Annotated in this window: 23 protein-coding genes; 16 read left to right on the plus strand and 7 right to left on the minus strand. The window is 40.3% G+C overall.

Annotated elements, in window-relative coordinates:
• The first annotated feature begins 40 nt into the window (after positions 1-40).
• Both glpE and glpG read left to right on the plus strand, forming a co-directional pair.
• A complete protein-coding gene (glpE, locus tag OIZ54_RS10575) occupies positions 41-358 on the plus strand; it encodes a thiosulfate sulfurtransferase GlpE (RefSeq protein WP_004588558.1) in 318 nt (105 codons plus the stop codon).
• Positions 355-1176, plus strand: a complete 822-nt coding sequence (gene glpG / locus OIZ54_RS10580) for a rhomboid family intramembrane serine protease GlpG (protein WP_004588557.1) — start codon at positions 355-357, stop codon at positions 1174-1176. Before glpE ends, glpG begins: the two co-directional genes overlap by 4 nt.
• Before the next feature lie 2 nt (positions 1177-1178).
• Here glpG and OIZ54_RS10585 read toward each other — a convergent pair whose 3' ends face one another.
• The gene (locus OIZ54_RS10585; protein ID WP_138578367.1) at positions 1179-1577 is read right to left on the minus strand and encodes a flagellar basal body-associated protein FliL; all 399 of its coding nucleotides are present in this window, start codon (positions 1575-1577) and stop codon (positions 1179-1181) included.
• A gap of 154 nt (positions 1578-1731) precedes the next feature.
• Between OIZ54_RS10585 and OIZ54_RS10590 the strand changes: the two genes are divergently transcribed.
• Both OIZ54_RS10590 and ubiA read left to right on the plus strand, forming a co-directional pair.
• Positions 1732-2271: a chorismate--pyruvate lyase family protein gene (locus tag OIZ54_RS10590; RefSeq protein ID WP_264390373.1), complete on the plus strand. Its 540-nt coding sequence runs from the start codon at positions 1732-1734 to the stop codon at positions 2269-2271.
• Positions 2268-3146: a 4-hydroxybenzoate octaprenyltransferase gene (ubiA, locus tag OIZ54_RS10595; protein ID WP_264390374.1), complete on the plus strand. Its 879-nt coding sequence runs from the start codon at positions 2268-2270 to the stop codon at positions 3144-3146. Before OIZ54_RS10590 ends, ubiA begins: the two co-directional genes overlap by 4 nt.
• Positions 3147-3209: 63 nt before the next feature.
• Here ubiA and OIZ54_RS10600 read toward each other — a convergent pair whose 3' ends face one another.
• The 3 genes from OIZ54_RS10600 to OIZ54_RS10610 all read right to left on the minus strand — a co-directional run bounded on the left by OIZ54_RS10600 (position 3210) and on the right by OIZ54_RS10610 (position 5844).
• Positions 3210-3830 carry a 2OG-Fe(II) oxygenase gene (locus OIZ54_RS10600; RefSeq protein WP_264390375.1) on the minus strand — a complete coding sequence of 207 codons (621 nt, stop codon included), beginning with the start codon at positions 3828-3830 and terminating at the stop codon, positions 3210-3212.
• Positions 3831-4075: 245 nt separating this feature from the next.
• Positions 4076-4960 (minus strand): LysR family transcriptional regulator, encoded by an 885-nt coding sequence (locus tag OIZ54_RS10605; protein ID WP_004588552.1) that lies wholly within the window; start codon positions 4958-4960, stop codon positions 4076-4078.
• Positions 4961-5406: 446 nt separating this feature from the next.
• Entirely contained in the window at positions 5407-5844 is a 438-nt protein-coding gene (locus OIZ54_RS10610; RefSeq protein ID WP_029773572.1) for a DUF2721 domain-containing protein, read from the minus strand.
• Between the two features lie 83 nt (positions 5845-5927).
• Between OIZ54_RS10610 and OIZ54_RS10615 the strand changes: the two genes are divergently transcribed.
• The 3 genes from OIZ54_RS10615 to tsaD all read left to right on the plus strand — a co-directional run bounded on the left by OIZ54_RS10615 (position 5928) and on the right by tsaD (position 8046).
• Positions 5928-6287: a DUF2007 domain-containing protein gene (locus tag OIZ54_RS10615; protein ID WP_264390376.1), complete on the plus strand. Its 360-nt coding sequence runs from the start codon at positions 5928-5930 to the stop codon at positions 6285-6287.
• Positions 6271-6861, plus strand: coding sequence for a YjaG family protein (locus OIZ54_RS10620; protein ID WP_004588549.1), 591 nt, complete (start codon positions 6271-6273; stop codon positions 6859-6861). Before OIZ54_RS10615 ends, OIZ54_RS10620 begins: the two co-directional genes overlap by 17 nt.
• 171 nt (positions 6862-7032) lie before the next feature.
• Complete coding sequence (tsaD, locus tag OIZ54_RS10625; RefSeq protein WP_054983164.1) at positions 7033-8046, plus strand: tRNA (adenosine(37)-N6)-threonylcarbamoyltransferase complex transferase subunit TsaD; 1014 nt, start codon at positions 7033-7035, stop codon at positions 8044-8046.
• 9 nt (positions 8047-8055) lie between these two features.
• On the opposite strand, the gene plsY is transcribed toward tsaD, so the two are convergent.
• A complete protein-coding gene (gene plsY / locus OIZ54_RS10630; protein ID WP_138578361.1) occupies positions 8056-8664 on the minus strand; it encodes a glycerol-3-phosphate 1-O-acyltransferase PlsY in 609 nt (202 codons plus the stop codon).
• Positions 8665-8894: 230 nt separating this feature from the next.
• Between plsY and folB the strand changes: the two genes are divergently transcribed.
• The 8 genes from folB to trmB all read left to right on the plus strand — a co-directional run bounded on the left by folB (position 8895) and on the right by trmB (position 15054).
• The gene (gene folB, locus OIZ54_RS10635; RefSeq protein ID WP_004588546.1) at positions 8895-9254 is read left to right on the plus strand and encodes a dihydroneopterin aldolase; all 360 of its coding nucleotides are present in this window, start codon (positions 8895-8897) and stop codon (positions 9252-9254) included.
• A complete protein-coding gene (folK, locus tag OIZ54_RS10640) occupies positions 9255-9743 on the plus strand; it encodes a 2-amino-4-hydroxy-6-hydroxymethyldihydropteridine diphosphokinase (RefSeq protein ID WP_121637082.1) in 489 nt (162 codons plus the stop codon).
• Positions 9740-10540, plus strand: coding sequence for an undecaprenyl-diphosphate phosphatase (locus tag OIZ54_RS10645; protein ID WP_264390377.1), 801 nt, complete (start codon positions 9740-9742; stop codon positions 10538-10540). The genes folK and OIZ54_RS10645 overlap by 4 nt, the downstream gene beginning before the upstream one ends.
• Before the next feature lie 174 nt (positions 10541-10714).
• Positions 10715-12070: a UDP-N-acetylmuramate:L-alanyl-gamma-D-glutamyl-meso-diaminopimelate ligase gene (gene mpl, locus OIZ54_RS10650; protein WP_264390378.1), complete on the plus strand. Its 1356-nt coding sequence runs from the start codon at positions 10715-10717 to the stop codon at positions 12068-12070.
• 1 nt (position 12071) lies between these two features.
• Positions 12072-12692 carry a flavin prenyltransferase UbiX gene (locus OIZ54_RS10655; protein WP_264390379.1) on the plus strand — a complete coding sequence of 207 codons (621 nt, stop codon included), beginning with the start codon at positions 12072-12074 and terminating at the stop codon, positions 12690-12692.
• On the plus strand, positions 12692-13621 hold the full coding sequence (locus OIZ54_RS10660) for an ABC transporter ATP-binding protein (RefSeq protein ID WP_004588541.1): 930 nt from the start codon (positions 12692-12694) through the stop codon (positions 13619-13621). The genes OIZ54_RS10655 and OIZ54_RS10660 overlap by 1 nt, the downstream gene beginning before the upstream one ends.
• Complete coding sequence (locus OIZ54_RS10665; protein WP_004588540.1) at positions 13622-14389, plus strand: ABC transporter permease; 768 nt, start codon at positions 13622-13624, stop codon at positions 14387-14389.
• Positions 14389-15054 (plus strand): tRNA (guanine(46)-N(7))-methyltransferase TrmB, encoded by a 666-nt coding sequence (trmB, locus tag OIZ54_RS10670; RefSeq protein WP_054983169.1) that lies wholly within the window; start codon positions 14389-14391, stop codon positions 15052-15054. The genes OIZ54_RS10665 and trmB overlap by 1 nt, the downstream gene beginning before the upstream one ends.
• Here the strand turns inward: trmB and OIZ54_RS10675 are convergent.
• On the minus strand, positions 15051-16931 hold the full coding sequence (locus OIZ54_RS10675) for an EAL domain-containing protein (RefSeq protein WP_413680505.1): 1881 nt from the start codon (positions 16929-16931) through the stop codon (positions 15051-15053). The genes trmB and OIZ54_RS10675 overlap by 4 nt on opposite strands.
• 276 nt (positions 16932-17207) lie before the next feature.
• On the opposite strand from OIZ54_RS10675, the gene panP reads away from it, so the two are divergent.
• The gene (gene panP / locus OIZ54_RS10680) at positions 17208-18836 is read left to right on the plus strand and encodes a pyridoxal-dependent aspartate 1-decarboxylase PanP (protein ID WP_004588537.1); all 1629 of its coding nucleotides are present in this window, start codon (positions 17208-17210) and stop codon (positions 18834-18836) included.
• Between the two features lie 79 nt (positions 18837-18915).
• Here the strand turns inward: panP and argE are convergent, their stop codons facing one another.
• The gene (gene argE / locus OIZ54_RS10685) at positions 18916-20067 is read right to left on the minus strand and encodes an acetylornithine deacetylase (protein ID WP_264390380.1); all 1152 of its coding nucleotides are present in this window, start codon (positions 20065-20067) and stop codon (positions 18916-18918) included.
• Between the last annotated feature and the right edge of the window lie 200 nt (positions 20068-20267).

Consider the following 20267-nt stretch of genomic DNA (forward strand, 5'->3'; position numbering starts at 1 on the left):
CTTTAGCCGCCTTTTTATTATATTTTTAAAAGAGATTTCAATGGCATTTAAACATATATCTATAGCACAAACGCACGAACTACTTGATAAAGAAGATGTAGTGATCGCAGATATACGCGATCCTAATTCGTACCAAGCAGGGCATATTCCTGGCTCTGAAGCGCTTTCAAATGCCAATATAGCTCAGTTTATGATGGAAAAAGAGTTCGATCAGCCTATTATTATTGTTTGCTACCACGGCATGAGCTCACAAGGTGCGGCTAGTTATTTAGTAGAGCAGGGCTTTGAAGATGTATATAGCATGGATGGTGGCTTTACAGCTTGGGAAGCGGCTTACAGCGAGAAAGTGGAACGATGATTGAGCTAGGTAGTTTAAATAATCCTCGTGCCGCACAGGGCTTTATAGATTATTTAAAAAGCCAAGGCTTAGAAGGGCAACTGCGCAGTGCTGATGGCAGTAATGTTATTATTTGTGTTGCGGGCGAGCACTTTCATCAAGTGCAACCTTTGTGGGCTGAATTTGTACAAAACCCCAATCATGAGCGTTATCAACAAGCTTCTTGGGATGTGGGCAGTACGCAATCTGGCTTAACGTATCAAGGACAATCGCTTAATTTAGTGGCGCGCTTTAAAGCACTAAGCTGGCTAAATAAAACCGTAAGTATTGTAAGCGTTGCTATTTACTTTGCATTTTTATTGGGTGGCTTTGAGCAAATATACACTGCTTTGCAGTTTAACCCGAGCCAACCACTGAACTGGTTAACGCCGGCACTTGTTCATTTTAGCGCAATGCACATTGTATTTAACTTAATTTGGTGGATGTCGTTAGGTGATAATATTGAAAAGCAATGCGGCAAGCTGAGTTTAGTAGGGCTATTTGTGGTTACTGCACTTATTAGTAACTGGGCTCAGTTTTTAATTGTGGGGCCTAACTTTGGTGGCTTAAGTGGCGTTGTGTATGGTTTATTGGGTTTTTGTTGGATTCACAGCTATTTAAATCCTAAGCAACCTGCGCTAGTAAGCACTGCCATTATTGGCTTTATGTTAATTTGGCTGGTACTCGGTTTTGCTGATGTGTTGTTTGTTGGTATGGCTAATTGGGCGCATTTAGGTGGGCTTTTAAGCGGCATGGCTTATGCCGTAACCGCTAATTTATTTAATGCTAAAAAAGCGTAAGCTTAGTGGTATAAATACTTAGTAAATAATACTTCACGAATAATCTCTTGGCCTGTTTCTTCTTTTAACAGGCTTTTTAATTTTTCGGCACACTTTGCTCTAATTTCTTCACGCCCAGTAAGCGACTTTATTTTTTCTTCAGGTTCTTTAGATAGTATTTCTACTAACGCATCGCGTAAAAGCGGAGTATGGTGCTCTACAATAGCAATATCTGTATTATTGCTAAGCATTAAATCTATAGTCACGCGTACATAGCCCATTTTTTTACTTGAGGCGCCTATGTAATTGGTAATAATGTCTGGCTCAAAACCAAAATAGCCCACTGTCGATTCCGCTTTTGCCGAGAAGCTAAAACAGTTTAGGATCAGTGCTAAAAAACCTGCGTATACTATTTTTTTCATCTTTAGTGTGTTTCCATTTTCTTAATACAAATAGTTTATACTTAATAGCGCCTAATAAACAGCTCCTGCAATTATTTATCGGCAGTAAAACATCACTTTTTCAAATGCTTTGGCAATGTTATCATCGTCTCGGTTTTTATTTTATTGAGCTATTGTGATTACATTTCCGCTTTCTATATCTGCCAATTGGCAATGTGCTTCTTTGGTAAATAACTTATCTGCGTTAGAGCAAGAGTGGCTATTTGAGCCACATTCATTAACCGCTAAATTAAAAAGTAATGCACAAACTTTTAGTGTAAAAGTGCTTAATGAGCAAACTTTTACCCTAAGCGATGCACAGCAACAACTACTTGGCTCAAATACAAATAAAGCACTTAATCGCGAGGTGCTTTTATTGTGTGACAATACACCCATGGTGTATGCCCAAAGTTGGCTGCCCAGTACACAAACGCAAACAACACTGCATAATATGGGCGCGCGCCCTTTAGGTGATGTTATTTTTCAGCACCCTGAACTTACCCGAAGTAATATTGAGATAGGGCGCTTTGACTCTGAACATGCGCTGCAGTCACTTGTTAAAGAGTTGAACTTAACTACGCACCCTTTATTAGGTCGTCGTAGTGTGTTTTCTATTAATGATTATCACTTTTTAGTGTGCGAAGTATTTTTACCCGGAGCCTATTTGTACTCATGAAATTAGCCCCTTTGCAATTACAGCATAGCCCTTTTTATATTCAGCTTATGCGCATTGACAAACCTATCGGTTCATTACTATTACTGTGGCCTACTTATTGGGCTCTATGGCTTGCAAACGCCGGTATGCCAAGCCTAGTTAACTTTATTGTATTTACCTTAGGCGTAATTGTTATGCGCAGTGCTGGCTGCGTTATTAACGATTTTGCAGATAGAAAAATAGACGGCTCAGTTAAGCGTACAGCAGGGCGGCCTTTGGCCACAGGACAAGTAAGTGCAGGTGAAGCACTGAGTTTATTTATATTACTGATAGCCATTGCTTTTGTATTGGTATTGCTACTTAGCTTCAACACTATTTTATTGTCATTTGGGGCGTTGGCACTGGCATTTTGCTACCCGTTTATGAAACGCTATACACACCTTCCGCAGGTAGTCTTAGGCGCTGCATTTGGTTGGGCAATACCTATGGCATATATGGCATCAATTGACTCATTACCGCTGCAGGCGTGGCTGTTATTTGTTGCAAATATTTGTTGGACGGTAGCGTACGACACTATGTATGCCATGGTCGACAGAGATGACGATTTAAAAATAGGGGTTAAATCTACTGCTATTTTATTTGGTAAATACGACCGCCATATCATATTTTTATTAAACGCTAATTTTATAGCGTTGTTGGCGCTTATTGGCTTAATTAACCAGCTAGGCTTAGCGTTTGTTGCAGGTTTATGTACTGCCGCTGGGTTACTTATTTATCAACAAGTGCTTATACATAAACGTGCGCGTGATGCATGTTTTAAAGCGTTTTTAAATAATCACTATGTTGGATTAGCTATTTTTGTTGGCTTGTTCTTGTCATTTGTATTTGCGCGTTAATTTCATCTCAACGCTATTAATTTAACCTCAGCATAGCCACTAGTTGTTGTGGCTATGTTGGTTTTATCGTGGCGGGTCAATTACTCCACTTATTGAGGCGTTTTTTCTAAACCAGCCAGCAATAGAGTAGCGCTCATTAATGGCAGGTAATACCTCGTGCGCAAAACGCTCGCTTTCAAACATAACGAGTGTCCCCGCGGTGGGTTTGATTATTATCTCTACTTGCTTACTTTTTGGCTTGTAAATAACAAGCTCGCCGCCTTGCTCGGGCGTATTTAAATAAAGGATTGTTGTAAATACGCGGTTAGATCGCCCTTTAAATGCATCAAAATGCTTTTTATAAAAGTCGCCTTGGGTGTATTTAGCGTAGTGGCACTCATAATCAAATAAGCCCATAAAAAACTGCCGATTAAGTGTGGTTTTTATACTTTCCATTATTGCTTGATAAGTTAGCTGTGCTTGTGAGCTGCCATCAAACCAATAGGTTTTATCTTTACGAATGGTTTTATCTATTTGTAAGTCATTTAAACGGCCAATACCTGCAGCGCTAAAATGCGGGTTAATACGGTGGCAATCGGTGACTAAACTCTCTACTAGCTCGCTAATAAGTGCGTTAGGTATAACAACATAACCATGGGTTTCTATTGCATCTAAATAAACATCAGAACTAAAAAGTGTGTTCATTTATGTCTGTTGATTAAAAAAGGTGCGACAGTGTAGCCTAAAAAAATTTAATAGCTAGTGGTTTGTGCGCCGCTACTTAAGCAAATAAAAACCTAACGCGTAAGCATAAAAACTAAAAGGGCTTTTTAGGTTAAGCAGCTGTGCTGCAGGTTTTGGTAACAAGAAGAGTAAATCAGTAAGGGCTATCTAAATTGGTTGCCCTTAAAAGGTTTAAGGGCAATGCGGTATGCTCTTTTTATCTTGGCTTAAGTAATAGTCGTAGATGCTTTTTTGATAAGAGATAATAAATGGTCAATGTGTTCGCCAACTGCTGCTTGTTGGCTTGTTTGTATAACAAGTTGTTCGTGACTTAAGTCTTTATTTGTTTTTAGCTGTACAAGCTCTGTGTGCTCTGCAAGAGTGCTCGCGTGTTCAATACTTGCAATAGCAAAGTGATCTGATTTAACCAGCCCTGACATTACTTGCTCAATGCTGCCTACCTTAATGCTAGCCGATTTATTGAGCATATCGATGGCTTCGTTAAGCATGCTTTGTACTTGTTTAGACTGAGAAAAACAGCCGTACATAGGGTAGCTATCTAAATCGTGTTTGCTGATATCGCTTTTATTTGCTAACGGATGGTGTTTAGAAACAAACAATACCAGTTGGTCTGGCAGGTGTATGTCGCTGCCGATGCTGTTAATTGCCTGCGAATAAACACTGATATCAATTTCGCCCTCTTGCAGTTTGCGTGCAAGTTCGTGCTGCTCTTGCAATTGCATTTCTATTTTAACATGGGGGTATTGTGCTAAAAATTGCCCGCATGAGATAGGCACTACACTGCTGGCTTTGTTGGTATAGCCAATGACTAACTTTTCGTCAGTATTGCCGTTAACCGATTGAGAAATTCGTTTTTTTGTATGCTCAAGTTCGGCAAGGGTGTTTTTGGCGTAATCAAGAAATAGCTCGCCTTCGGGTGTTAACTTTACTGAACGTGTTGAGCGTTTCACCAGTTCGTACCCCATTTCGTCTTCTAGGGTTTGAATGCTGCGCGTTAGCGCTGATGTGCTAATTTGAGTTTGTTCGGCTGCTTGTCTGAAGTGGCGTAACACACCAAGCGCTACAAATTGTTCTAACTGTTCAAATCTCACTTTATAGTCCCTTTTTATAAGTAAGTCGCGTGTGTCGCGAACATCAATAATATTAGATTCGAGCTTTCAAAAAGCGAAGCCTAATATGTAACTGTGTTTGCAAATTTATGACATATTTGCCTCAGCATATCCCTCTTTTAGTATTATTTAAAGAGAAGACGCATTTAAAAGTATTACCAATTAGGCTTATTTATAGTGATTTATTACTCTATTTAAAACTAAGCTATGTTAGCAAGTAAGACTAAATACAATGACTTAGGCGCTTTGATGCTTTTAAAAGTAATACTTTAGACATAATTTAGCATTAATTAATAAAAAAGTATGCCAGAAAAAAGGCTATAGGAAAATCCTACGTAGTGATTTGTAATGAAGTGAGGCATAAACGCTTATAGTTTTAGGTTATGCCATCGCTTTATTCTTGTTTAAGAATTTAGAAAAGTAAGCCGCTAAGGCTTACTACTTTTGTTAGTAAAGTTTTTAGTAATGCGGTTACTTAGGGGTTTGTCTTCAATACTTTGTAGCTCTATTTCTATGGCATCGCACGAAATATGAATTTCAAACAACGATGTTAATAACGAAAGGCTTAAGCACGCTAAGCTCACCCCAAACAAAATAATACCTGTGGTGTTAAATTCTATAAATAAGGCAAACATTGATAGCGTACACAATAAAAAAGAGGCCACCCCATACACTTGCATGGTACGTATTAGCTTAATGCGCTTTCTTAAGTTTGTTATTTGAGCCACAACAACGGGGCGAATAGACTCACCTTCTCGTGAATTTAATTCTCGGATTAATTGCGCTAGTACTAAAAAGCGGTTTGTGTAAGCAAGCAGCAACAGTGAGATTGCTGGAAAAAGTAAACCTGGGGTAGTAAGTGTCATTGTTTTATCCTAAAAAGTTACCTGCTATACACTTTAGTAGAGTATCGTAGGATATTGTAAACACAAAATAATTGAGGTGATAATTGCAAAATATTAATACTCATAATACTCAGCAAGCTTTTCAGTGGGTAACGCTCTACAAAGCAGATAACACGTTAGAGGCAAATATAATCAAAGGGCTGTTATTAAGCGCGGGAATTGAGTGCCAAATTCAAGGTGAAATGCTTCAAGGCGCCTTAGGCGAAATCCCCTTTGAACAAACCCAAGTAAGTGTGCAGGTTTATTCGATAAAAGAGCGCCACGCGCGCGAAATATTGGTAAACTACCAACAAGTAAAACAATCCGCTCCAGATTGGGTATGCCCTAACTGTAATGAGCATAATGGATCAACATTTGATTTTTGTTGGTCATGTGAGACGTTAAGAAATGACAAAAGCGAATAACTTTCAACGTATTAGAGAGCTAAACTACTTACAAAAAGCAGTGTTAGCAAGTGCTTTAATTGAGCGTATGTTACCTAATTATGGTTTATTTAGTGAAGCCACCGGTTTTGGTGATGAAGCCTTATTACGCAGTGCGTTAAATGTTTGCTGGGAAAAAATATTACTACCAAAAAGTAAAATAGATCTCGAAAAACAAGTAGAAAAAATTGAGCCAAATGTACCTGAACTTGCCGACTTTGATATGTTTGGTACTTACCCCGCAATAGACGCTGCAACGTCGCTTTTGAGCCTAATGCACGGCTTGATGGGGCAAGACGAGCAAGAATTTATAAGTGTTAGTAAAATATCGCAAGCAACAGTGGCGCGTTTTATTGAATACCAAATGACGGTTGAAGGTGAAGTAGCTGACAATAAAGCCGTACGAGAACACCCATTAATGCAATACGAAATTGAAGTTTTGAGTGAGCTAATCGACTTTGTAGAAAATATGGGCCGCGTGACTTCTGAAAACGTTAAGGCACTTAAAAAGCAGGCCGTTGCAGATGGACAAACCAATATTGGTTTGGCGTTATAGTTGTAATTAATTAACTGTGGTTAATTGCTCTCTAGCAATTTTTAGCGTTTATTACGTTGAACTTAGTAAAAACCTTAGCTAGAGAATGATAAAATTAAATAGTTTTAAATATGTGTGTAAATCTCTTAACCACAGTGCGGTTAAGCAGTAAATAAAGGCAGGAGAAGTAAAGTGCGAATTTTAGGCATTGAGTCATCGTGTGATGAAACCGGTATTGCAATTTACGATGATGAAAAAGGCTTATTGGCTCACCAGTTATACAGCCAAGTAAAAGTACATGCAGATTATGGCGGTGTTGTACCTGAGCTTGCATCGCGCGATCACGTTCGTAAAACCCTGCCACTTATTGACGCTGCTTTTGCTCAAGCCGGTTGTGGCCCTGAAGATTTAGATGGCATTGCATACACCGCAGGCCCTGGTTTAGTAGGGGCGTTATTGGTAGGTACCTCTATTGGACGCTCTTTAGCCTATGGTTGGGATATTCCAGCTGTTGCCGTGCATCATATGGAAGGGCATTTACTTGCTCCTATGCTTGAAGAAAACGTGCCTGAGTTTCCCTTTATTGCTTTGCTCGTGTCGGGCGGCCATACCATGATGGTAAAAGTAGCCGGTATAGGCCAGTACGAAGTATTGGGTGAATCTGTTGATGATGCCGCAGGTGAAGCATTTGATAAAACAGCTAAACTGCTAGGGCTTGATTACCCAGGCGGCCCTCGACTAGCTAAAATGGCTGAGCAAGGTGTTGCAAAACGGTTTGTTTTTCCACGCCCTATGACGGATAAGCCAGGCCTTGATTTTAGCTTTAGTGGCTTAAAAACAGCAGCTTCTATAGCGATTCGCGAAAATGATGATGACGCACAAACCAAAGCAGATATCGCCCATGCGTTTCAAACAGCAGTGATTGATACATTGGTTATTAAGTGTAAGCGTGCTCTAAAACAAACCGGGATAAAACGTTTAGTGATTGCCGGCGGAGTAAGTGCAAATACACAGCTGCGCTTACAGCTTGAGCGTGTTATGCAAGGGATGAAAGGACAGGTTTACTACCCACGTACTGAGTTTTGTACTGATAATGGCGCAATGATTGCCTATGCTGGTATGCAGCGTTTAAAAGCAGGCCAGTTCGCCACACTCGACATGAAAACCAAACCGCGTTGGCCAATAGACAGCTTAGAAGCGATTTAGCATCAATAATTATTGATTTTTTTCATTAGTGGGTGCTTTTTTGGCGCCCACTTTTGGTTCTTCACCTTTAAAAAGGCGCATAATATTAGTGCGATGACGAAATATAATTAGCACGGTAATAAAGGTTACCGGTAGGGTGTAAAGCGGTTTAATCAACCACGTATACAGTGGAGCAAGCGACACCGTGACCAAAGCGCCTAATGAAGAAAAGCGCGTAATAGCAACCACAATAATCCAGGTACTTATTAATAGCCCCGCCAACGATAAACCAATCGGCAATAAAGAGCCAAATGCAGTAGCTACCGCTTTTCCGCCTTTAAAGCTAAAAAATAGTGGGTACATATGCCCTAAGCACGCGGCAACGGCGACCAAACCAAGCGCTAAAGGCGTTAGGTCTAAAAAATAAGCCCCCCATACGGGGATAGTGCCTTTTAAAATATCAAACACTAATACTAAGCACGCAGGAAATGCTCCACCTAAACGATACACATTGGTGGCACCTGGGTTATTTGAACCGCTGCTGCGAGGGTCTGGCAGTTTGAATAGCCGAGACACTAATATAGCCGATGAAATCGACCCTAATAAGTAGGCTAAAACAAACAGTAAAATGGCTAACACAAAGTCCCTTATTTTTTAATTGCTATACCCATCGATAGCACTTTTACGCTATTATTGGCGGCACAATTTATCGTGAAAATTATTAACTGCTGTATTTTGCAGTTAATCTAGCTATTTGGCTATTGTAGAAGTAATTTTTACATATTTAAACACTGCTTAAAGCATATACAGTATTAATTTTATCAATGCATTGTGTGCTTAGAGAGTGTTTATAGTTATTTGGAGTATCAATGGATAAGGTTTTTATATCTCAACTACACGTCGACACAATTATTGGAGTGTACGACTTTGAAAAAGAAAGTAAACAAAGCCTTTATTTTGATATTGAAATGCTCAGCGATATAAAGCCTGCAGCAGCAAATGATGACATTAATTTAGCACTGGATTATGCAAAAGTAAGCGAGCGAGTGATTGAGCACACTACGGCTAAGCCGGTTGAGTTACTTGAAACCTTAGTAGAGCAACTAGCAACTATTATATTAACCGAATTTAATACACCACAAGTAACAATTAGAGTGAGCAAACCGGCCGCTGTAGCGCAAGCAAACACCGTAGGTGTAGAAATAACACGCACAAAGGCTATGAGCTAAATGGCGCAAATTTATATCAGCTTAGGCTCAAATATAAATAAAGCGCATTATATTCGCTGTGCGCTTGATGCACTTGAGCAACACTTTACAAATATTGTGCATTCATCTGTTTTTGAAAGCGAAGCTGTAGGGTTTAAAGGAAATAACTTTTATAACTCGGTGGTGGCTGCTACCACATCAATGCCGCTTGAGCGTGTATGTAAGTTATTAAAACAAATAGAGCGTGATAACGGGCGTAAAGCGGATGATAAAAAATTTAGCCCCCGTACATTAGATTTAGATCTGCTCTTTTACGATGACGTTGTTTGCGATTCGCCTGCACAATTACCTCGCGATGAAATTACCAAAAACGCTTTTGTACTTCAGCCTCTTTGTGAAGTCGCCCCCAATTTTTATCACCCCGTTGCTAAGCAAACCATTGCTGCGCTATGGAGTGCGTATAACAACCCTCAACAAAAACTATGGAAGGTGGAGTTTTCTAACCCATGAGTATTTTAGAAATAATTATTTTAGCCCTGATACAAGGATTTACTGAGTTTTTACCTATTTCGAGCTCAGCTCACTTAATTTTACCTTCGCAAATTTTGGGATGGGAAGACCAAGGCCTTGCTTTTGATGTGGCTGTGCATGTTGGTACGTTAATAGCGGTTGTTATATATTTTCGTAAAGAAGTGGCTGATATTCTTAGCGCCTGGTTTAAATCGTTTGGCGCTCAAGGCACCACCGAGGACAGTAAACTTGGCTGGTGGATTATACTGGGCACTGTACCTGCTGCGTTATTAGGCTTATTGCTAAAAGACGTTGTTGAGCTGTACCTGCGCAGTGCCTGGGTTATAGCTGCTACGACTATTATTTTTGGTTTATTACTTTGGTACGCCGATGCCAAAGGTAAGCAAATGAAAACAATTTATCAGCTTAACTGGAAAACAGCGCTGCTTATTGGCTTTGCTCAAGCGGTGGCTATGATCCCAGGTACCTCTCGCTCTGGCATTACCATGACAGCGGGTTTATTGCTGGGCATGAATAAACAAAGCGCAGCGCGTTTTTCGTTTTTACTCGCTATACCTATTATTTCTATGATGGGCCTTTACTACACAATAGAGCTGGCTTTAGGCGATCATGTGGTTGATTGGAGCACATTAATTTTAGGTGTAGTCCTTTCGTTTTTATCGGCGTACGCCTGTATTTTCATGTTTTTAAAAGTGATAGAACGAATGGGTATGCTGCCGTTTGTAATTTACAGACTTTTACTTGGCGTTGGCTTAATTGTATTTTTAACGCTGTAATTTAGCTTATTACCAGCAAGCCCTCTTACTTAGGTAAGAGGGCTTTTTTATTTTATCAACGCTGTTTTAGCATCAGTGAATTGACGAGACGTGCATAGTCACGAAGCCTAAAATTTGGCATTATAGCGCCATTAAACTTCACAGACGTGCGAAGTACGAAAGGATTTAAAAGTTATGCATATTCATATATTAGGCATTTGCGGCACCTTTATGGGCGGTATAGCGGCTATTGCTAAATCGCTTGGCCATAAAGTAACCGGCTCTGATCAAAATGTTTACCCGCCAATGAGCACTCAACTTGAGCAGCTGGGCATTGAGCTAACCCAAGGTTACGACGTAAAACAGTTAGAGCCAAAGCCAGACATGGTGGTTATTGGTAATGCCATGAGCCGAGGCAACCCCTGCGTAGAGTATGTGTTAGATAAGGGCTTGCCGTATACATCGGGGCCAGAGTGGCTTAAACATAACCTATTGCAAAATGCTTGGGTACTTGCGGTGGCAGGCACACATGGCAAAACCACCACAGCAAGCATGCTGGCGTGGATTTTAGAGTATGCAGGTTTAAAACCCGGGTTTTTAATTGGTGGCATAGTTCAAAACTTTGGTGTGTCAGCGAAAGTGGGCGAAACCCCGTTTTTTGTAATAGAAGCGGATGAATACGATACCGCTTTTTTTGATAAGCGCAGTAAATTTGTGCATTACTTACCACGTACGCTCATTTTAAATAACCTTGAGTTTGACCACGCCGATATTTTTGACGATTTAAACGCAATAAAAAAACAATTTCATCACTTAATGCGTACATTACCTCATACTGGCAAGGTAATTTGGCCAAAAGACGATGTCGCACTTGATGATGTTATTAAGCAAGGGCTCTGGAGCGAAAGTGAAACCCTAAATGGTGATTGGCATTATGACTTGCTAAGCGCTGATGGTAGCCAATTTAATGTGCTTTTAAACAATGAGCTTCAAGGCACAGTTAATTGGCAGGCAATAGGCGAACATAATGTTAAAAATGCCATTATGGCTATCGCGGCAGCGCGCCATGTAGGTATAGCCGTTGAGCATAGCATTGCAGCGCTTGAAGAGTTTATTAGCCCTAAACGGCGTATGGAGCTTAAAGCCGATATAAATAACATTAAAGTGTACGACGATTTTGCGCACCACCCAACAGCCATTAAAACCACGCTTGCGGGGTTACGTGCAAAAGTGGGTGATGAAAAAATTATTGCTATTTTAGAGCCTCGCTCAAACACCATGAAGATGGGTGTGCACCAACATACGCTACTTGCTTCGTTAAGTGATGCCGATGACGTGCTGTTATTTGAGCCCGATAACCTAAATTGGTCTCTTAAATCGCAAGCCGATAATGCCGGTATGCAGTGTTTTAATAGTACGCAAATGATTATTGGCACTGTGCTTGAAAATATAATGCCAAATCAGCACATATTAATTATGAGCAATGGCGGTTTTAATGGCTTACATCAACACTTAGTTGATGGTTTAGCTAAAAAATACAGCGGAGAATAATGTGCAGTTTAAAGATAAAATTACACTGGCGTTTAGTGGTGCTTCAGGCGCGCCTTACGGTTTAAGATTGCTTGAAGTATTAATCGCGCAGCAATTTCAAGTGTATGTACTTATATCAAGTGCTGCGCGCGTGGTGCTTGATACAGAGTCAAACATTAAACTCTCAGCTAATGAAGATAAAGCAACCGAGCAGTTAAGTGCTTTATTTAATGCCAAGCCAGAGCAGTTAAAAGTATTTGGTAAAGATAACTGGTTTAGTCCTGTAGCTTCAGGCTCTGCAGCGCCTAAAAAAATGGTAGTATGCCCGTGCAGTGCAGGGTCTGTATCTGCTATTGCGCTCGGAGCATCAGATAACCTACTCGAGCGTGCAGCCGATGTTGTTATTAAAGAGCGAGGGCAGTTAATTTTAGTGCCACGCGAAACTCCCTTTAGCGAAATTCACCTTGAGAATATGTTAAAGCTTGCGCGTTTAGGGGTCACTATTATGCCCGCTGCGCCTGGTTTTTATCATAAGCCACAACGTATTGAAGACTTAGTTGATTTTATGGTGGCGCGAATTTTAGATCATTTAAACATTGAACATAACCTAACTAAACGTTGGGGTTATGGTGAGGGTAAATAATGAATAAGCAAAATGTTGCTTTAAATATAGAAGGCCTGACCAAGGTTTATAAAAACGGTGTAGAGGCCGTGAAAGGTGTTGATTTACAAGTTTTTGAAGGCGACTTTTTTGCTTTGCTTGGCCCAAATGGTGCCGGTAAGTCGACCACTATTGGTGTTATATCGTCCTTGGTGAATAAAACACAAGGTAAGGTGGAAGTGTTTGGTCACAACATCGATACCGACCTTGAAGCTGCTAAAGCGCATTTAGGCCTTGTGCCACAAGAGTTTAACTTTAGTCAGTTTGAAACGCTTGGCCAAATATTGGTAAATCAAGCAGGCTACTACGGTGTTACCCGCGCAGAAGCGCATAAGCGTGCCGATAAATATTTAACTCAGCTTGGCTTATTAGAAAAAAAAGACAAGCAAGCACGTACGCTTTCTGGGGGTATGAAACGCCGTTTAATGATTGCCCGTGCATTAATGCATGAGCCAAAGCTACTAATATTAGATGAGCCCACAGCAGGGGTTGATATAGAGCTGCGCCGCTCAATGTGGGACTTTTTACGCCAAATTAATGAGCAAGGCGTAACGATTATTTTAACCACGCATTACCTTGAAGAAGCTGAGCTTTTATGTAAAAACATCGCCATTATTGATACTGGCCGTATTGTTGAAAACACCACTATAAAAGCATTACTAGCTAAGCTTGATAAAGAAACCTTTGTGCTTGATTTAAAACAGCCAGCACAGCCAGTCACCCTTGAGGGGTACTCATTTAGCATGCCTGATGAGCACACCATAGAAGTTGAAGTGGCTAAATCTCAAGGCTTAAATGCAGTTTTCAGTGCGCTAACCGAGCAAGGCAACACTGTTTTGAGTATGCGTAATAAAGCAAACAGATTAGAAGAGTTATTTGTAGGATTACTAGAGCAAGGGCGGGGCGAATAAATGTTTAAATATGGCGTAGCCTTGAAGAGTTTATGGATTAAAGAGTGTATTCGTTTTTTACGTATTTGGGTGCAAACCTTAGTACCGCCGGCGATTACGATGAGTTTATACTTTGTTATTTTTGGTAATTTAATTGGCTCACGTATTGGTGAAATGGGTGGTTTTAGCTATATGGAATTTATTGTTCCGGGGCTAATAATGATGTCGGTTATTACCAACTCATATTCTAATGTTGCTTCTAGTTTTTATTCAACCAAGTTTCAAAAAAGTATTGAAGAGCTATTGGTTGCGCCTGTGCCTAATTACATAATTGTACTTGGTTATATGGGCGGCGGTATGACCCGCGGCATGATGGTGGGCTTTATTGTTACCTGTGTATCGCTATTGTTTGTTGATATTCAAATACACAATATATTTGTAATTATGGCGACGGTAATTTTAACCTCAGCGGTGTTTGCACTAGGTGGTTTAATTAACGCTATTTACGCCAATAGTTTTGACGATATTAGTATTATCCCAACCTTTATTTTAACGCCACTAACATACTTAGGTGGCGTATTTTATTCAATTACGCTACTGCCAGAGTTTTGGCAAAATGTATCGCAGATAAACCCAATTATTTATATGGTTAATGCGTTTCGTTATGGCTTTTTAGGCGTGTCGGATGTTGATTTAAGTGTCGCGCTTGGCGTTATATTAGTATTTATTACGGTGCTATTTACTTTAGCGCTAACGTTAATTAAAAAAGGTGTGGGGCTTAGACATTAATGAGCGATGCAAATTCACGCAGTATTGTATCTAATCAGGCGGGTATACACGAAAAGCTTGATGAAATCGTTAACAAGCATTTAAACGCAGAGTTTAAAAAGCCTATTGCTGAGCACACTCAACAAGCGTTTGATGAAGTCAATGAGCAGGTTCAAGCTTTTAATGGACCGCTTATTATAGACTCATGTTGTGGAGTAGGGGAGAGCTCGGCTAATTTAGCTAAGCGCCACCCAGATGCATTAATTATTGGTATTGATAAATCGTCACACCGCTTAGATAAGCACGATGTTGAATATAAACAAACAGACAGCGGCCAGTACATTTTGGTACAAGCTGACTTAAATGACTTTTGGCGTTTAGCTGTGGCTGCTAATTGGCAGCCTACTCATCATTATTTGCTTTATCCTAACCCATGGCCTAAATCTAAGCATATCCAGCGTAGGTGGCACGGCGCGGCTATTTTTCCGTTTATTGTTAAGCTAGGCGGTCGTTTAGAGGTGCGCAGCAACTGGGATATTTATGTAAAAGAGTTTGCCAGAGCGCTTGAGCTAACGGGACACCCGTGTGAGGTAACGCTGTATGAGTCAAACGAAGCGATTACTCCGTTTGAGCGTAAATACTGGGCCAGCGGCCAACAAAGCCATCGTTTAGTGATAGACCTTTAAACGGCCACTTCCTCTTGGCTAGATGAGTTAACATGTGGTGCTGGGTAAGCAAAGTAATTGCCTTGCATCAGCGCCACATCTACATTTTTAAGCGCATTTTCAATACTTACATTTTCTACCGACTCTGCCATGAGCGTTAAACCAAGTTGCTTTGCAGCATGAACTGTATGCTCAATAAATAAGGCTATATTTTCATCACTTACTGCTTGTTTTACTAATGCGGCGTCGAGTTTTATACCGTTTACTTCAAGCTTTAGCGCATTCGAAATATTTGAATAACCACTACCAAAACCAGTAATAATGACATTCACCCCTTTGGTTTTTACCATAGAAATAAACGTTTTAACCTCTAAAAAATTAGTAATAGCGTGTGACTCTAAAAGGCCAAGCGTTATGTTTTCTGGGTGCGGGTAGCGCTTAAGCTCGCTAGCAATGTATTCACTCAAACTAGGGTCGAGTATATCTTTATCGCTTATATTTAAGCTCCAGCATATATCTGTTTTTCTAAACCGCTCTATACATTGGCTAAATAGCGTGCGCGTTAGTAGTCCGCCCATTCTTGAGCGGCTCACTACATTTAAAAATGAGTCGGGTTTTAAAATTTCGCCATTTTTAGTCACCATTCTGGCTAAGCATTCGTAATGTACAACTTCATTATTGGTGGTGTTAAACATAGCTTGAAAATAAGGCACTATGCGGTTGTTATCAAATGCTTCTTGAACCTCTTTGGCAAGGCTTACATTGTATTGATACTGGTTTTTTACATCGCTCATTACTTTTGAGTAGCTAACAACCTTACCGCGCCCATGTTTAGCCTGAAGCGTTGCAATGTGCGCGTTTTCAATCAGTAGTGATTTATTACCACTGGCGATACCTGCGCAGTAAGTTATATAAATAAATGGGTTTGTTAATACCGGGCTGTTTGCGTTATACGACTCAACTAAATCGCTCAGTTCGCTGCTTTTAAAGCTTTTAGGGGTAAGCACGGCAATTTTATTAGTAGCAAGGCGATACACCTTACAGCTTTGCGGGCTGCGACTTTGATAATGACTGAGCAAGCTTTTCATTACGTTGTCGCCAACTTGAGTGCCATAAAAGCTATTAATATCTTCAATTTCGTTCACCCAAATAATGGCAAGTTGCATGTGGTGTGAATTACTCTTTTTGATAAAGTACTCAAGCGCAATATGATTGGCAAAGCCCGTACTGGCATCTGTTGCTAGGGTACGCTTTAACAAATATATATAAATAGCTGCAACCAGTACCGCAATAAAAAAGAAAAAACACGCCGTTATTATGGCTTTAGTGACACTGTATTGAAGCTTTTTATTTAAATCATCTAAGGTTATGTCGGCACCCGTAATGTAGGTGGTACCATATTTATCTACAAAGGGAATAAAAACAGTTTTAAAATCACCCCATTGGTCGCTCGATTGCTCAAAAACAGGCTCGGTAGAATAAAACGCGCCCCTGTTAATGTCGGTGGCCTCTGGGTATAAATCAAGAAATTGCGTAACACGTGCGTTTTCTTGATCGTCTTTGGTGTAGCTGGATGAGGTAAAGTAAACTTTGTTATCGCGCATGATCATCGAATAGACGTAAGCTATATCAAGCGCTTGTGCAAGCTCTGAGAGTTGTTTGCTTTTAGTTTGGTAAACCGAAAAACCAATATCGTAACCTTGGCTAATTCTATCGTGGTAACTTTGCCCTAAAATATGTTTTACGCTGGTGGCGGCATTTAGAAGGCGCTCATCGACAGCGTGCATTATTTCGCTACGCGCTGAGCTATAGGTGTAATAAACATAGACTAATAAACTGACCAAAAACAATGTAAAGCCAGCTATAAACCACTTCCCTTTTAATTTCCCTGTGAGCATACTTGTCCCTTATTGTTACACATATTAAGTATACGCATAAATGCAATTTGCCCAAAACTAAAATGTGACTTTTTAATAAAATCCTATTATTGAAATTTTTTTACAATATTTGTCATCCGTTTAGTCGCTTTTATGGCTTAAAGGGAGACATTTTACTTATATTGCAGTAAAGTTAGCGCAATTTTTAAAAGAAGCACGCTACTTATAATAGCGCCATAGTTTGGCATTTTTAACTGTTAAACGCGTGTTTTAGCTACACACACACTAGGTATAAAGATGGATCAAAAGCGTTGTGCCGTCGCCTCTAAAGAAAGCCTTAAGCGTATATTTACTGTACCTGAAGCGCCAGACTCAACTTTAAGCAAAATTGAGCTTGAAATTTCGAGTAATTTAGCAGGGTTTTTAAACGAAAATATAGCGGCAATTGAAAAACCATTACACGAAATTGAAAAAGATTTTCAGGCTGCGGTGATCCCAGAAAACCCAACGTTTGTATCTGCTTACGCCCAAGATATTATGGAGCAGCTAGTTGCCCATTCGGTACACACGGCTGCGCCTAGCTTTATTGGGCATATGACATCGGCTCTTCCGCATTTTTTACTACCGCTTTCAAAATTGATGGTGGGGCTTAATCAAAACCTAGTAAAAATAGAAACCTCAAAAGCATTTACGCCTCTAGAGCGCCAAGTGCTAGGCATGATGCATCATTTAGCTTACTCACAAGATGAATCGTTTTATTCTAAATGGATGCACAGTGCTAAAACATCACTCGGTGCTTTTTGTTCCGGTGGTACAGTTGCAAACATAACGGCATTGTGGATTGCGCGTAACCGTTTATTAAAACCCGATGGCAGCTTTAAAGGCATAGCCGCTCAAGGGCTCGTTGCCGGTATGCTGCATTATGGCTACAAAGGGCTGGCCGTTTTAGTGTCGGAGCGAGGGCATTACTCTTTAGGTAAATCAATTGACTTACTAGGCATCGGCCGTGAAAATTTAATTGGTGTAAAAACCTGCGAAAATAACAAGGTTGATGTGAATGCCATGCGCGAAAAAGCCTTAGAGCTTGAATCGCAAGGCATAAAAGTTATGGCGATTGTAGGGGTTGCTGGCACAACCGAGACCGGTAATATCGACCCTCTTGATGATATGGCCGATTTAGCACAGCAAATAAACTGCCATTTTCACGTTGATGCAGCGTGGGGTGGGGCAACGCTTTTATCGCAAACGCATCGCCCATTATTAAAAGGAATTGAGCGCGCAGATTCGATTACCATTGATGCACACAAACAAATGTATGTGCCAATGGGCGCGGGTTTAGTGCTGTTTAAAGACCCAACTGCTACGGATGCAATAGAGCACCATGCAGAGTACATATTACGTAAAGGTTCAAAAGATTTAGGAAGCCATACACTCGAAGGCAGCCGCCCAGGTATGGCTATGTTAGTACATGCTTGCTTACGCGTTATTGGCCGCAAAGGCTACGAAATGCTTATTGATCGTAGTATCAAAAAAGCACATTACTTTGCTGATTTAATTAAAGCCGATGAAGACTTTGAGCTGATTTCAGAGCCTGAGCTGTGTTTGCTTACATACCGCTATGTGCCTAAACAAATTAAACAAGCCATAGCCCAAGCAGATGCCGCAACACGGTTAGAAATTTTCGCGTCGCTCAATCGCTTTACTGCCAGTATGCAAAAACGCCAACGTGAATCAGGGCGCTCGTTTGTATCGCGTACTCGCTTAACCCCTTCAAAGTACGATAATCAGCCGACGGTGGTATTTAGAGTGGTATTGGCTAATCCGCTCACATCGGGTGTTATATTAAAAGAGATTTTAGCTGAGCAAAAAGAGCTTGCTAAAACAGACCCTGTATTTAAAAAGTACTTAAGTAAGTATATGCAGTAACGCCTAGGTATAAACTAAAACAAAGGCGCCAATGGGCGCCTTTGTTATTTTTGCTGTGAGTTTTAATACAGTCTTCTTTTTAAGCGTTAAAGCAGTTTGCCCTAATAATGTCAGTTATAATTTTTTGCGATGGGTTTATTTTCTCCATTGCTAAAAATTCATCAGGTTGGTGGGCTTGATTAATTGAGCCTGGCCCCATGACTATTGTTTCACAGCCAAGTTGCTGAATAAACGGAGCTTCTGTGCAATAATTTACTGCAACGGCTTTTTCTCCTGCAATTTTTTCTGCCATTTTAACGAGTGCGCTATCAGTGCTGCCACTAAAAGCTGGAATGGGCTCGTGTAAATCAATTACGCTCACTGCGCTTGGGTATTGCGCGTTTATATCGCTGGTGGCATCAATAAGTAAGGCTTGTAAGTCTTTAATGCTTAACCCTGGGAGCGGGCGCATGTCTATATGCATTTCGCAGCAGCCACAAATTCGATTTGCGTTGTCGCCACCATGAATATTACCTAAATTTAAGGTAGGGTAAGGTATTTCAAAATGTTCAGCTGAATATTTATTCTTTAACTGCTCTTTTAAGATCAGCAATTTTGTAATCACTTTATGCATGACTTCGATGGCGTTAAGACCACGTTCGGGATCGGAACTATGACCTGAGCGGCCAATCACTCTTATAGCCGTGCTCATATGTCCTTTGTGAGTAAATACAGGAGTCATATCAGTAGGTTCACCAATAATACAACGCGCAGGTTTTAAATTAGGATGCTTACAAATTTGCTGCGCTCCCGCCATGGTGGTTTCTTCATCGGCAGTGGCGAGTATTAAAATAGGTTGTGTTTGCTGTTTTATATCAAGCTCACTAATAGCTTGTAATACAAAAGCAAAAAAGCCTTTCATATCAATACTACCTAACCCATATAAGTTATTATTATGTTCAGTGAGTTTAAATGGGTCGTGGTTCCAGCGGCTATCGTCAAACGGTACGGTGTCTGTATGGCCAGCAAGCATTAAGCCGCCATCGCCTTGCCCTCGCTTTGCAAGTAAGTTGTATCGGCCTTTTCCACCTTCTAACTCTATAATTTCGCAAGTAAAACCTAAACTTTCGCACCAACGTGCTAGCAACTCTATTACCCCTTTATTACTCATACAAAGCTCATCTTCTATTGCACTAATAGAGGGGGCTGCAATGAGTTGTTGGTACATAGAGATAAATGACGGCAAAGACATAAAAAAATCCAAAATAATTATTCAATTTAATTGCATAACAATATAAAAGTATTTATGATGAATATCAATTCACTTTTTAAGCATAAATATATTAAGTATAGCCATGAAGATAATGCGACGATAATCAACAATTCATTGAGAAAAGTATTAGCTAGCATCTAAGCTAGTGTAAGCGAACACCACACCTATTTAGTAGTAAA

The sequence above is a fragment of the Pseudoalteromonas sp. A3 genome (genome assembly GCF_025942345.1).
GTDB classification, from domain to species: domain Bacteria; phylum Pseudomonadota; class Gammaproteobacteria; order Enterobacterales; family Alteromonadaceae; genus Pseudoalteromonas; species Pseudoalteromonas atlantica.